The following is a 13,494-nucleotide window of genomic DNA, read 5'->3' on the forward strand; positions in this document are numbered from 1 at the left end:
GGCAGACCGAACCTGCCACCCGCGTCACCGTCACGCCACCGAGCAGAGGGTTCCGTTCAGCCTGAACGCCGTCGGCAGGATGTTCGGCCCGCCGTAGTCCGCCACGAACCCCACATCCACGCCCGAAGACAACGCCGCCGACGACGTCACCTTCACCGCCGCTCCCTCCTGGCCCCACGTTCCGTTCCAGCCGCTCGTCACCCGCTGGCGCGCCGTCGGCCAGGTGAACGTCAACGCCCAGTCACCCGTCACCGCCGTCGATGACACGTGGATGCCGCCCACGAAACCGCTTGCCCAGTCGTTCACGTCCGTCAACCGGACCGTGCAGCTGCTCGACGCCGGCGCGCCCGTCGTCAGCGTCAGCGGTGGCGATGCCCACGACACCTTCCCCGCCGCGTCGCGGGCCAGCACGTTCACCGTGTAGCGCGTTCCCGGGGCCAAGTTCCTGACCGGCAGCGACGTCCCCGTCGTCTCGCCCCACTCCTCGCTGACCGCCCCCAGCTGCCGGTACACCTCGTACTTCACGCCCGGCGCCGACGCCGGCCAGCTGATCGTCGCCGTCGTGTCGGTCGTCGTCGCGGTCGGCTGACCGGGGGCGGGCAACGGCGAGACAGCCGCGTGCAGCACCACGGTCGTCAGGGAATACGGCGGCAGTGTTCCGTCCCATGTGGACGATCGGGTGATCGACGACGCGCCGTTCGTGAACGTGTACACCTCGGCCACCGACGACGGCGCGTAGTCGAAGTGAGCCACCCGTGCCGCCGCGGGGTCCTTGTTCACCAGCAGGACCGCCACGTCCCCGTTCGGCCGGCGGGCCGCGTGCGCGTCGACCAGCGGGTCGTCCGCGGCGGCGCGGACGAACTGGTCACCCGGGCGCGCGAACGCGCTCAGCATCTGCAACCCGTAGTACGGCGCGAACGGCGTGTTCAACGCCGGCTCGCAACCACCGTCCAAACAGGTCGCACTCGACAGCAGGCCGGAGTCGCCGTAGTCCGGATAGCCGGCCACTGTGGACAGTTTGGTCCCGCCGTTGTGCGTGTCCCACCAGTCCACGGTGAACACGCCGTTCTCCAGCATGGACGCGTACGTCTCGGCCGCGAACAACGCGCCCGGCTGGGTGTCCATGCCCACCGGCGTGTTCGTCTCGGTGAGCGCGATGCCGAGCGGCTTGCCCGCGTACCGCGTGATCTGCTCGCGTGCCAGGTAGAGCATGTCGTCCACCTGCTCGGTACGGGAAAGCGCTTCCTCCGCCGTCGAGCCGCTCGGGTACCAGTGCAGCACGGCGAAGTCGACGTGCGGACCGGCGATCGAAAGTACCGTCTGGTTCCACGTCCCGGTGTCGCCCGCCGCGACGATACCGTCCGGCCAGTTCGCCGGCGTCGTCAGCACCACACCGATCTTCACCGTGGGATCGACGGCCTTCATCGCGTCGGCGTAGGCCACGACGCCCGCGGCGTAGGCGGCCGGGCCCTTGTCCTCGTGGTTGTCGGCCTCCCAGTTCGCGCCGTAGTGGCCGTTGCCGTACAGCTCGTTGCCGATCTCCCAGTACTTGACGCCGTAGTCCTTCGTGACGTTCGCGTAGCGCACCCAGTCCGCGGCCTCCGCCGGCGTCCCGGTGCCGTAGTTGGCGATGACGATCGGCTGGGCACCCGCCCGCCGGACGCCGCCCATGAACGTGTCGAAGTCCGTGCCCGGCGCCACGTAACCGCCGGGCGCGGTGTTGTCCTTCCAGTGGTAGATGTCGCCGTAGGAGCCACCCGGGTACCGCATCGTGCGGACCCCGGCCGCGCCGAACAGGTCGGCGACGGTATCGGTGCCGAGCTGGCTGTCCCACACGGCGTGGTTGACGCCGACCGCGGTGTCCGGCACGGTGGCCAGCCCCGCTTTCACGTTGACGGTCACGGTCGTTCCGGCCGGCGTCGCCGCGGCGGCCGCCGGCACCGCCGCCACGAGCACGGCCGCCACCGGCCACGCTGCCCAGCGCAGACGTCGAGCTGTCATCGAAGGGTCCATCCTCTCGTCGGGCACGAACGGATGGCTGGAAGCGCTCCCAGACCAGCGAACCAGCGCGCGGACCGGAAGTCAACGGAAGTCCCGTGACGGCCCCGGCCGCATCGACAGGTCGAGCGGCTCGAGCCGGTCCGCGACGAGCGTGACGACCCCTTCCGCCGCCTGGACGTAGCCGCGGACGAGCAGCGCGGCGCTCGTGTGGGCGACCAGGCGCTGCCGGCGCCAGAGCCCCGGGGAGACGAGGACGTTGGCCATGCCGGTCTCGTCCTCCAGGTTGAGGAACGTGATCCCGCCCGCGGTCGCCGGGCGCTGGCGGTGGGTGACCGCGCCGCCGACCCGGACGCGCGTCCCGTCCTCGGCCCGCGCGAGCTCGGCCGTCGTGATCGCGCCGCGCGCGACCAGCAGCTCGCGCAGGTACTCGACCGGGTGGCTGTCCGGGGACACGCCGGTGGCCCACAGGTCCGCCGCGGTGACCTCCAGCCGCGTCATGCCCGGCAGCGCCGGCGCGTCGAGGCCCGGGGCCAGGCCGGGCAGGTGCCCGGGCCGGGTGGCCGCCGCGGCCCCGGCGGCCCAGAGGTCCTGGCGCCGGTCGCCGCCGAACGCGCCGGCGGTGGCCAGCGCCTCGACGACGTTCTTCTTCAGCTGGACGCGGCGGGTGAGGTCGCCGACCCCGGTGTACGGGCCGTTCGCGGCGCGTTCGGCGACGATTTCGCCGGCGACGGCGTCGCCCAGGTGCCGGACCCCGGCGAGGCCGAGGCGGAGCGCGACGCCGCCGGTGCTCTCGGCGTCGGGTTCGAGCGTGGCGTGCGCGAGGCTGGCGTTGATGTCCGGTTCGCGGACGCGGACGCCGTGGCGGCGCGCGTCGGCCACCAGGGACTGCGGCGAATAGAACCCCATCGGCTGCGCGCGCAGCAGCCCGGCGCAGAAAGCGGCCGGGTAGTAGCGCTTGAACCACGCGGACGCGTACACGAGCAGCGCGAACGACATCGAATGCGCCTCCGGAAAGCCGTAGCCGGAGAAAGCGTGGATCTGCTCGAAGATCCGCGTCGCCAGTTCGCGGTCGAGGCCGTTGGCTTCGCAGCCGGCGAAGAACCGCGCCATCAGCGCCTTCATCTTCGCGCTGGAGCGTTTCGCGCCCATGGCGCGCCGGAGCTGGTCGGCCTCGGCCGGGGTGAAGCTCGCGACGTCGACCGCCATCTGCATCACCTGCTCCTGGAACAGCGGCACGCCGAGCGTCCGGTCCAAACTGGACGCGAGCAGCGGGTGCGCGTGCTGCCACTGCTCGTCACCGCGGCGGCGCCGGATGTACGGGTGCACCGAGCCGCCCTGGATCGGGCCGGGCCGGATCAGCGCGACTTCGACGACGAGGTCGTAGAACTCCCGAGGCCGCAACCGAGGCAGCGTCGCCAATTGCGCGCGGGATTCCACTTGGAACACTCCGACGGCGTCGGCTTCGCAGAGCATGTCGTAGACCTTCGGGTCGGCGAGGTCGAGCTTGCCGATGTCCACTTCTGCTCCGTGGTGTTCGGCGACGAGGTCGAGCGTGTAGTGCAGGGCGGACAGCATGCCGAGGCCGAGCAGGTCGAACTTGACCAGGCCGACGGCCGCGCAGTCGTCCTTGTCCCACTGCAGCACCGAGCGGTCCTCCATCGTCGCCCATTCGACGGGGACCACTTCGGACACCGGCTGCTTCGAAATGACCATGCCGCCGGAGTGAATGCCGAGGTGGCGCGGGAAGTCCTCGATCCGGGCGGCCAGGTCGAGGACCTCCTCGGGGATGTCGCCGGCGGTCTGCTGGCCGGTTCGGCTCCAGCGGTCGACGAGCTTGCTGAAGGCGTCCTGCTGCCCGGGACTGTGGCCAAGGGCCTTCGCGGCGTCGCGGATCGCCGAGGGCGCGCGGTAGGTGATGACGTTGGCGACCTGCGCGGCGTGGAACCGGCCGTGCTTTTCGTAGACGTACTGGATGGCCTCCTCGCGGCGGTCGGACTCGATGTCGATGTCGATGTCCGGCGGGCCGTCCCGTTCCGGCGCGAGGAAGCGCTCGAACAGCAGGTTCCACTTCACCGGGTCGGCGTGGCAGATCTCCAGCGCGTAGCAGACCGCGGAGTTCGCCGCGGAGCCGCGGCCCTGGCAGAGGATGTTCGACTCCTTGCAGAACCGGACGATGTCCCACACCACGAGGAAGTAGCCCGGGAAACCGAGCTTTTCGATGATGGCGAGCTCGTGGTCGAGCTGGGCGTAGGCCTCGGGGTTGTCGTCCCGGGTCCCGTAGCGTTTCGCGGCGCCGCGCCAGGTCAGTTCGCACAGGAACGACATTTCGTCGTGCCCGGGCGGCACCGGGAACGGCGGGAGGTCGGGGGCGACGAGCTTGAGGTCGAACGCGACTTCGACGCCGAGGACGGCGGCGCGCCCGACCGCGCCCGGGTAGCGGCGTTCGAAGCGGCGGCGCTGTTCCATCCCGGACCGCAGGAACGCCTGCCCGGACGGCGGGCGCCAGGCTTCGAGGTCCTCGGCCGAGCGTCGCGCCCGGACGGCGGCGACCATGTCGGCCACGACGGCGTCCTCGGGGCGGGCGTAGTGGACGTTGTTCGAGACGACGGTCGGCAGCCGCAGCTCGTCGGCCATCGCGGCGAGGTGGTCGTTGGCGGCGTCGTCGAGGGGCTGCCGGTGGTCGATCAGCTCGACGGCGACGTGCCGCCGCCCGAACCGGTCGGCGAGCCGGCCCAGCTCGGCCCGCGCGGCGGCGGGCCCGTGGGCGGCGAGCGCCCGGCGCACCGGCCCCTTGCGGCACCCGGTGAGCACGACGACGTGCCCGGCCAGCTCGTCGGCGAGCTCGTCGAGGTCGTAGCGGGGCCGGCCCTTTTCGCCGCCGGCGAGCTGCGCGCGTGAGATGACTTTGCAGAGCCGGTGGTAGCCGGCTTGCTGCCGCGCGATCACGAGCAGGTGCGAACCGGCCGGATCGGGTTCGCCGGCCTGCGGCGCGGGCAGGTCGAGGGAGAGCTCGGCCCCGAACCCGACCCGCACGCCGAGCTCCCGCGCGGCGTCGTTGAACCGGACGGCGCCGTAGAGGCCGTCGTGGTCGGTGAGGACGAGGGCGTCGAGCTCGAGCCGCGCGGCCTCCTCCACGAGCGTCTCGGGGTGGGAGGCGCCGTCGAGGAAGCTGAAGTTGGAGTGCACGTGCAGCTCGGCGTAGGGGGCGCGGATCCGGTCGCCACCATCGTCCCGGGCGCGGCGGTTCCGCAGGTCGTCGGGCGCGCCGCCGTACCCTTCGCGCTTGCGCGACCACGCGGGGGCATCGTTGCCGTCGCCGGGAACGGGCGGCCGCCCGGAGGCGATCCGTTCCACTTCGGACCACGGAACGTTCGGATTGTTGAACGCCAAAATCGGCTCCCCACAAGGAGTTCGCTGTGGGGAAGCCAGCGACTACTGTTCGAACACACGTACGACTACTGTGGATCGATCCTGAGCCCGGTGGGGCGCCGTGTCAACTCGGCAGTCGCCTCGATCACAAAGGACGGTCAGCCGGACAGCACTACCCCTGAGCCCCGGCGAGCAGAGCGTCCGCCACCGGGCTGCCGGGAGTCGCCGCGACGGCGGCACTCACCAATGCCTGGTGCGCCTGGTCTTTCGCGGCCTCGGCTTCGGCGCGGCCGGCCTGCCCGGCGGACACCCCGAAGAAAGCGCCGACGAGCGTACCGATCACCGCACCGGCCGCGGTCACGACGCTCACGACGTCGGCGGCGGCTTTGAAAGCCAGGATGGCCACCACCGTCACGACCAGGAGCGCGGCGAGGCCACCCAGCACCGTCCACATACCTCCGGAAATCCTGTCCATGGCCATACCCCTCTCCTCGAAGTCATGAACCGTAACTCCCGTTGCGGTGATTCACGCCGGCCGTATTGAAAACGTGCCCGGAAAAGACGATGAAATATGTTTTGGTTATTTTCCGTTGAATTGAGCCGGCTAATCGTAGACGCCCTCGACCGTCCACTGTGGATCCCTACCCACGGTGACCTTCAGCAGCAGTGCGAGGTCGTCGTGCTCCCCCTCCAGCACCACCTGCATCCGGGCCAGCGGGCGGTCCCCCCTCTTCGCGGGCAGCGACGGGTGCACCACCCACGGCCCCGCCGAGCCCAGGACGCGGCGCACCGGGCCGCCGTCGATCGCGATCGTTGCCGGGGGGTACGTCAGCTCGCCGCGGTCCGTGCACGCGACCGGGTCGCCCACCGCGTCCAGCACGCTCGCCGGTGGTGGCTCCGGTGGGACCCGGGCCGGGGACGGTGCCGGGAGGCGGCCCGGCCACGGGCGGTCCTCGACCGCCGGTTTTCGCGGCTCGCCCCACGGGATCAGGCGGACGCGCTCGGCCGGGCCGCGGCCGCCGTCCAGCAACGGCGTCACTACCGCGTCGGGGCCGAGGAGTCCCTGGATGCGGACCAGGGCGCGGCCCGCGCGTTCGGCCGCGTCGGCGTCTCGGCCCAGCGAACCGAGCTGCAGCTGCAGCGCCTGCCCGCCGACGACCTCCTCGGGGTCGAGGCGCAACCGGACGATGCCGGCGCTGGGCCGATCCCGCGCGGTGAGCCAGCCTTCGCACTGCCAGCGCACGCGGTCCGCCGTCGCGCGGGCGGTCAGGGGCTCGGCGCAGCGCCAGACGCGTACGCGTTCTTCGCCCGCTTCGGTGACCGCGACGATCGCCAGGCGCGTGCAGGCGAGGCCGTGGTTCGCGAGGCCGGCGAAGAAGCGTTCGCCGAGGGTCTTCGCGATGAACGCGGCTTCGTCGACCCGGCTCAGGGGATGGTCGAACTCCTCGGTGACCGCCAGGTCCGGCGGGAGGGCGCGGCGCAGCGGCGGGCGTTCGGCGAGGCCGCGGGCGAGGCGGTGGGCGGTGATGGCGTCCTTCGGGAACCGGCCGGCGACGTCGCGTTCGGCCAGCGCGGCGAACGCGCCGAGGGTGCGCAGGCCCAGGCGCCGCAGCAGGCCGACGAGCTCGCCGCGGTCGTCGCCCGGCTGGTTCAGCTCGGCGATCGGGAGGGGCGCGAGGAACCCGGGCGTGTCCCCGGCCGGGACGAGGGCCGCGCGGCGGGCGGCGAGCGTCGCGGCGAAGAGGCCGTCGGCGATCCCGACCTGGCATTCGACGCCGGCGCCCGCTTCGACCTCGTTGATGAGGAGCTCGGCGAGCGCTTCCTCGCCGCCGAAGTACCCGGCGGCGCCGGCGACCGGGACGGCGACGATGCCCGGCCGCACGACCTCGACCCCGACGGCCTGCCGTTCGACGGCGGCGGCGACGGGTTCGAAGAGGCGGGCGTCGCGGTCGGGATCGTGCTGGTGGACGACGAGCCCGGGACACCGGGACTGGGCATCGCGCCGGCGCATCCCGCGTCCGACGCCGTCGCGGCGAGCGGACGCGGAGCAGGCGACGACGCGGTTGGCGGAGAAGACGGCGGCGGGCGCGAAGGGCGGCGTACCGGCCGCGGCCCCGGCGGCGACGACGGGCCAGTCCGGGCACCACAGCACCAGCAGCCGTGGTGAACCGCTCATCCCGCGAACTGCGGTGGATTCGGCGCCATCACGAGACCGGCACGAACAAGAACAGCCCGCCGGTCAGCGAGCGCGCAAAGCAAGCCACCCCGCCGGCCGCGCGAACCACGGCACCCGCGCCGGTCATCGTGCGACCACCGCGGGAAACCGGTTCACCCGGCCACCTCGGCCAGCCGCCGCTTCCGGGGCTCGCCCGCCGCGACCGCCCCACCCGGCCCCGGCAGCTGCAACGGCATCGACGACGGCCGCACCGCCGCACCACGCCCGACGCTCGTCGCCACCACTTCGCGCGTACGCAAATGACCGTGGCCGTCCGGGGTCAAGCCGTGCCAGCGGCGGCCCGACACCCTCAGCTCCACGTCCGCCCCCGGCCACGGGCCCACCGCCAGCAGCACCGTGCCGCGGTTGCGGACCCGCCCCGCCAGGCGGCGCGCGAGCTGGGGCTGGACGCCGACCGGGCCCAGCACCACCAGGTCGAACCCGTCCACCAGCGCCGACAGCACGCCCGTCAGCTCCGCGCCCGGGTGCGGCACCAGCGCGATCCGCTCCAGGTCGACGCCGAGTTCCGCCGCCGCGGCCAGGCCCAGCTCGGGCAGGCCCGTCACCGCCGCCCAGGAACCTTCGCGGGTGGCCGCCGCCAGCAGGGCCAGCACCAGCGATGTCGCGCCGCGCACCGAGACCGTGCTGCCGCGCTTCAACCCGCCGCCCGGCAGCAACCCGGCCAACGGCGGCAGCACGGCCAGCACGTCATCGGCAACCGGGGAAGAGCTCAGCTGCGCGGCCGTGCCGACCCCCGGGATCGCCGTGAGCCCGGCCAGCGCGTCCGGCACCGCCACCACCGCCCACCTCCAGCACCACGTACTCGCACCGGAGACACCCGCACCAGGCGGGCGCACCCAGGAGAAAGTTATCGAACACTTGTTCGCATAGTGCGAGACGAGCGGCCCGCTGTCAAGCCGGGGGTCACCCCGCCGGGGCACGGTCCGCTCCGGCACACTGGCGGCATGACCCGCACGAACCCGGGCATGGACGCCGCCGGCGTCGACACGCTGACCGACGCCGTGCTCACCGCGTCCCGGCTGCTGGTGGCGGTGTCCGTCCGGTCGATCGCCGCGGCCGAAGACGGCCTGACGCTGCCGCAGTTCCGGCTCCTCGTGGTGCTGCACACCCGCGGGCCGCTCAAGCACGCGACGCTCGCCGAGCACCTCGGGGTCACGCCGTCCACGGCCAGCCGGATGGTCGACCGGCTGGTCGCCGCCGGGCTCGTCGACCGGCAGCACAGCCCGGTGTCCCGCCGCGAGATCGTGCTGGACATCACCCGGGAGGGCGCGCGGATCGTCCGGCAGGTGACGACCCGGCGGCGCCGGGAGATCGCCAAGATCGTCGCCCGGATGCCGGTGGAGAGCAGGCAGGGGCTCGTCGACGCGCTGACGGCGTTCGCCGAAGCCGGCGGCGAACCGCCCGCGGCCGCGGCACCCGAAGCGATCTGGGGCTGACGCTCACACCTCGCGGCGCACGATCCACGCGTGGGCGCCGGGCGTTCGCTGTGACGCGGATCCCTGTCACGCCGTCCTCGGCCACCTCGTCCAGTCAGTGAAGCGAGAAAAGAGGACGAGATGCGCCGGATCCTGATCGTCGGCGGCGGGTACGCCGGGTTCTACGCCGCCTGGAAGCTGGAAAAGAAACTCCGCCGGAACGAGGCCGAAGTCACCCTCGTCGATCCACGGCCTTACCTCACCTACCAACCGTTCCTGCCCGAAGTCGTCGCTGGGGCCGTCGAAGCGCGGCACGCCGCCGTGTCGCTGCGGCGGCACCTGCGCCGGACCCGCGTGCTCGCCGGGACCGTCACCGCCATCGACCACGCGCACCGCGTCGTGACCGTGCGGCCGGCCGACGGGGACGCCTTCGAGCTCGGCTACGACCTCGTCGTCGTCACCGCCGGGGCCGTCACCCGGAAGCTGCCCGTGCCCGGCGTCGCCGAAGAGGCGATCGGCCTCAAGCACGTCGAAGAGGCGGTCGCGATCCGGGACCGGCTGCTCACCTCGTTCGACCGCGCCGCCGCGCTCCCCGATGGGCCGCAACGGCGGAAGCTGCTCACCGTCACCTTCGTCGGCGGCGGCTTCTCGGGCGTCGAGGGCTTCGGCGAACTGCTGTCGCTGGCCACCGCGCTGCTCAAGCGCTACCCCGAGCTGCGCCGCGACGAACTGGCGTTCCACCTCGTCGAAGCATCGGGCCGCATCCTGCCCGAGGTCACCGACCGGCCCGGGCGCTGGGTCGTGCGCGAACTGGAACGGCGGGGCGCGCGCGTCCACCTCGACACGCTGGTGACGTCGGCGACCGGCGGGCACGTGACCCTCTCGACCGGCGAGGAGTTCGACTCGGAGCTGATCGTCTGGACCGCGGGCAACGGCGCGAACCCCGTCATCGGCAAGCACACCGACCTCCCGGTCGACGCGCGCGACCTGGTCGTCGTGCGGCCCGATCTGCGGGTCGAAGGCGTGACCGACGCCTGGGCGGCCGGCGACGACGCCGCGGTGCCCGACCTCGCCTCGCCGGTCCCGGGCGCGCGCACGGTGCCCAACGCGCAGCACGCCTACCGGCAGGGAAAACTGTTGGCCCGCAACATCATCGCCACTTTGCGCGGTCGCGAGCCGAAGCCGTACGTCCACCGCAGCCTCGGGTCGATCGCGACGCTCGGCCTCGGCCGCGGCATCTTCCAGTACCGGCGCCTGGTGATCACCGGCCTGCCGGCGTGGCTCCTGCACCGCGGCTACCACGTCCTGGCCGTGCCGAGCTGGGAACGCAAGGTCCGCGTGCTCGCGGTGTGGATGACGGCGGCGCTGTTCGGACGCGACATCCTGTCGCTGGCTTCGGTGCAGCACCCGCGCGACGCGTTCGTCGGCGGCGGGGCGCGTCCGGACGGGGAAGATCTCCCCGCCCCCTTCAAGGTATAGCCGACCCCGGGGCTTGCGGCAAGGGCGGGGTGATCACCCAGAATGGCCCGCCGTAAGCGATCACCAGGGGAAACGGGGAAATGCCGGATGCGTGTTCTGTTGACGACGTGGGGCTCACGAGGGGACGTCGAGCCGCTGGCCGGGCTGGCGGTGGCCCTGCGGGAGCTGGGCGCGGACGCGGTGGTGTGCGCGCCGCCCGACGACGACTTCGGGCGGCTGCTGGCGCGGGCGGGGGTACCGCTGGTGCCCCTGGGCCCGACGGTGCACTCGATCGTCGCCAATCCGAAACCGCCGACGGCCGAGGACGCGTTCAAGCTCGCGCCGCGGCTGGTCGACGCGCGGTTCGAGACGCTCACCGCGGCGGCCGAAGGGTGTGACGCGCTGCTGGCGACGGGCCTGATGCCGGCCGGCGCGCGGGACGTGGCGGACCACCTGGGCCTGCCGTACGTGTTCGCGTGCTTCCACCTGCTCGGGCTGCCGTCGCGGCACTTCCCGCCGGGGGCGCGGCCGGGGACGCCGTCCTCGCCGGACGAGACCGACAACCGGGTGCTGTGGCGGCAGGACGCCGAGCGGGTCGACGCCCTGTACGGCCCGGCCGTGCGCAGGCACCGCGCGGAGCTGGGCCTGCCGCCGGTGGACAACGTCCGCGACTACGTCTTCACCGATCAGCCGTGGCTGGCCGCGGACCCGCTGCTGTGCCCGTCGGAAGGCCAGACCGACCTGGACATCTTCCAGACGGGCGCGTGGATCATGCCCGACGACCGGCCGCTGCCGGACGGGCTCGGGGAGTTCCTCGACGACGGCGAGCCGCCGGTGTACGTCGGCTTCGGCAGCATGGCCGCGTACGCGCCGGAGGGCATCGCGCGGATCGCCATCGAGGCGGCGCGGGCACGGGGCCGCCGGATCGTGCTGGCCGCCGGCTGGGCGGGCCTGGCTCCGATCGACGACGCCGGTGACTGCTTCGCCGTCGGCGAGGTCAACCAGCAGGCGCTGTTCCGCCGGGTCGCCGCCGTCGTGCACCACGGCGGCGCCGGCACCACCACGACGGCCGCCCGGGCCGGCGCGCCGCAGCTGGTCGTGCCGCGGATCGCGGACCAGCCGCACTGGGCGGCGCGGGTGGCCGAGCTGGGCATCGGCGCGGCGCACCAGGACCCGGCGCCGACGGTCGAGTCCCTGTCCGCCGCGCTGGACACGGCGCTCGCCGCGGAAAGCCGGGCGAAGGCCGTGGGCGGCGAGATCCGACCCGACGGCGCGCTGGTGGCCGCGAAGCGGCTCGTCGAACTGGCCGGCTGAGCACCGGGGCGGCACTTTCAATGACGAAAGTGCCGCCCCTTCGGCCTCAGCCCGCGAACGGGCTCGCGTCGATCGCGCAGGTCTTGCCCGCCGCCGGGAACGCCCCGGAGATCAGGTAGTCCCGCTTCACCTGCTCGGTGCAGGTGCTCGGCACGTACATCGACGAGTGGCCGTACCCCTCGGTGACGAACACCCGGGCGCGGGCCAGCTCCGCGGCTCCGTCACGGGCGCCCGGCAGCGGCGTCGACGGGTCGTAGCGGTTGTTCAGCACCAGGATCTCCGCCGACGTCGGGCGGTTCCACGGGCCCGTGTAGCGGTCGGTGTCCTTCGCCTGCCAGAACGCGCAGCTCATCATGTCCAGCACCGCGATCCGGCCGAAGTACGGCACGCGCCGGTCTTCGGATTCGGCGTACCGGCTGTAGATCGCCGGGTCGGTCGGAACATCGCTGTCGCTGCACTGGATCGCGTTGAACGCCTCGGTGCGGTTGGACGTGTACGGCTCGTCCGCTTTGAACGCGGCCGCGGTGCGGGGTACGTCGTACAGGCGCTGCAGCAGGGACGCGATGTCCGGCCAGCCCCGCGAGTCCGACAGGTCCGCGGCCGCGTTGATGATCCCGGAGTACGTCCAGGTTTCGCCGTCCACGGTGATCGGCGCCTGCTTGGCCCGCGCCGTGATGGCCGTCCACTTCGCCTTCGGGTCACCCGAGGAGAACGCGCACTTCGGGCCGGCTTCCGTGCACAGGCGCAGGAACTGGTCGAACGTCTGCGAGATGCCGGTGGCGACGTCCTGCCGGGTGTCCAGCGGGACGGTCTTGCCGGCGCCGTCGTGGCCGGTGGAGTTGCCCGCGAAGTCCATCGTGCCGTCGAACACCATGGCGCGGATGCGGTTCGGAAACAGGTTGGCGTAGGTGGCGCCGAGCTGGGTCCCGTAGGAAATGCCGTGGTAGGTCAGCTTCGCGTCGCCGACCGCGCGGCGCAGCAGTTCGAGGTCCCGTGCGGTGTTCGCCGTCGAGACGTGTTCGAGGATCGGGCCGGCCTTCGCCGCGCAGCGGTCGGCGAGCTCCTTGGACTTGGCGTAGAAGGCGGCGTTGCCGCTCGCGTCGCCGGGCATCTCCGGGAAGGAGCCGAAGAACGACTCCTGTTCGGCGACGGTGTCGAAGCACCGGACGGCGGTGCTGTTCGCGATGCCGCGCGGGTCCCACGAGACGACGTCGAACCGCGCGCGCAGCTGGTCGGAGAACAGCCACGGCCACTTCCCGCGCTCCCGCAGGCGTTGCAGGCCGGACGCGCCGGGGCCGCCGAAGTTGACGAACAGCGTGCCGATCTTGTGCGCGGGATCGGTGGCGGGCAGCTTGATGAGCGCGAGGTCGATCTTCGCGCCGGCGGGCCGGTCGTAGTCCAGCGGCACGGAAGCGGTGGCGCACTGGAAGCCGTCTTCGCAGCCGGTCCAGCTCAGCTTCGGCGTGGGAACGCTGTCGACGGAGGCGGAAGCGACCGCCGGCCCGGCCACGACGGCCACCGAGACACCGAGCGCGACGACGATGCCGCGCACGATGCCTCCCCCAGGAAATCGACGCACGAAGAACCCTTTCGTCGGAGGAGATGATCACCCCCTCAGACGGGCGAGGGGGTGATCGGGTTGGCAGCCGAGCCGAAAAAGATCACGGCTGTCGTGGGTTGTTCGCGCGAAGCCCGGCGAGG

General features: G+C 72.6%; 9 protein-coding genes. 3 read left to right on the forward strand and 6 right to left on the reverse strand.

The annotated features are described in order from the left end of the window. Positions 1-30: 30 nt before the first annotated feature. The 5 genes from ACIRSS_RS11140 to ACIRSS_RS11160 all read right to left on the reverse strand — a co-directional run bounded on the left by ACIRSS_RS11140 (position 31) and on the right by ACIRSS_RS11160 (position 8,382). A complete protein-coding gene (locus ACIRSS_RS11140; RefSeq protein ID WP_400893527.1) occupies positions 31-2,001 on the reverse strand; it encodes a cellulose binding domain-containing protein in 1,971 nt (656 codons plus the stop codon). Positions 2,002-2,082: 81 nt separating this feature from the next. After that, positions 2,083-5,391: an error-prone DNA polymerase gene (locus ACIRSS_RS11145; protein WP_400893529.1), complete on the reverse strand. Its 3,309-nt coding sequence runs from the start codon at positions 5,389-5,391 to the stop codon at positions 2,083-2,085. Positions 5,392-5,542: 151 nt separating this feature from the next. Then, positions 5,543-5,851 (reverse strand): hypothetical protein, encoded by a 309-nt coding sequence (locus ACIRSS_RS11150; RefSeq protein ID WP_400893531.1) that lies wholly within the window; start codon positions 5,849-5,851, stop codon positions 5,543-5,545. A 123-nt stretch (positions 5,852-5,974) separates the two neighbouring features. Then, positions 5,975-7,546 (reverse strand): DNA polymerase Y family protein, encoded by a 1,572-nt coding sequence (locus ACIRSS_RS11155; RefSeq protein WP_400893533.1) that lies wholly within the window; start codon positions 7,544-7,546, stop codon positions 5,975-5,977. A gap of 152 nt (positions 7,547-7,698) precedes the next feature. Then, a complete protein-coding gene (locus ACIRSS_RS11160; RefSeq protein ID WP_400893535.1) occupies positions 7,699-8,382 on the reverse strand; it encodes a hypothetical protein in 684 nt (227 codons plus the stop codon). Positions 8,383-8,550: 168 nt separating this feature from the next. On the opposite strand from ACIRSS_RS11160, the gene ACIRSS_RS11165 reads away from it, so the two are divergent. From ACIRSS_RS11165 to ACIRSS_RS11175, 3 genes are all read left to right on the forward strand, one after another. Continuing rightward, positions 8,551-9,042: a MarR family winged helix-turn-helix transcriptional regulator gene (locus ACIRSS_RS11165; RefSeq protein WP_400878510.1), complete on the forward strand. Its 492-nt coding sequence runs from the start codon at positions 8,551-8,553 to the stop codon at positions 9,040-9,042. 120 nt (positions 9,043-9,162) lie between these two features. After that, the gene (locus tag ACIRSS_RS11170; protein ID WP_400893537.1) at positions 9,163-10,500 is read left to right on the forward strand and encodes an NAD(P)/FAD-dependent oxidoreductase; all 1,338 of its coding nucleotides are present in this window, start codon (positions 9,163-9,165) and stop codon (positions 10,498-10,500) included. A gap of 87 nt (positions 10,501-10,587) precedes the next feature. Next, positions 10,588-11,793 carry a glycosyltransferase gene (locus ACIRSS_RS11175; protein ID WP_400893538.1) on the forward strand — a complete coding sequence of 402 codons (1,206 nt, stop codon included), beginning with the start codon at positions 10,588-10,590 and terminating at the stop codon, positions 11,791-11,793. A 46-nt stretch (positions 11,794-11,839) separates the two neighbouring features. Here ACIRSS_RS11175 and ACIRSS_RS11180 read toward each other — a convergent pair whose 3' ends face one another. Then, the gene (locus tag ACIRSS_RS11180; RefSeq protein ID WP_400893540.1) at positions 11,840-13,345 is read right to left on the reverse strand and encodes an alpha/beta hydrolase; all 1,506 of its coding nucleotides are present in this window, start codon (positions 13,343-13,345) and stop codon (positions 11,840-11,842) included. Between the last annotated feature and the right edge of the window lie 149 nt (positions 13,346-13,494).

Origin of the sequence: Amycolatopsis sp. NPDC101161 (genome assembly GCF_044768185.1) — a bacterium.
Taxonomy (GTDB): Bacteria; Actinomycetota; Actinomycetes; order Mycobacteriales; family Pseudonocardiaceae; genus Amycolatopsis.

Excerpts from the sequence above, each read along its gene's own strand:
- ACIRSS_RS11140 (WP_400893527.1), bottom strand. The coding sequence starts at position 2,001 with ATGACAGCTCGACGTCTGCGCTGGGCAGCGTGGCCGGTGGCGGCCGTG.
- ACIRSS_RS11150 (WP_400893531.1), bottom strand. The coding sequence starts at position 5,851 with ATGGCCATGGACAGGATTTCCGGAGGTATGTGGACGGTGCTGGGTGGC.
- ACIRSS_RS11155 (WP_400893533.1), bottom strand. The coding sequence starts at position 7,546 with ATGAGCGGTTCACCACGGCTGCTGGTGCTGTGGTGCCCGGACTGGCCC.
- ACIRSS_RS11165 (WP_400878510.1), top strand. The coding sequence starts at position 8,551 with ATGACCCGCACGAACCCGGGCATGGACGCCGCCGGCGTCGACACGCTG.
- ACIRSS_RS11170 (WP_400893537.1), top strand. The coding sequence starts at position 9,163 with ATGCGCCGGATCCTGATCGTCGGCGGCGGGTACGCCGGGTTCTACGCC.
- ACIRSS_RS11175 (WP_400893538.1), top strand. The coding sequence starts at position 10,588 with ATGCGTGTTCTGTTGACGACGTGGGGCTCACGAGGGGACGTCGAGCCG.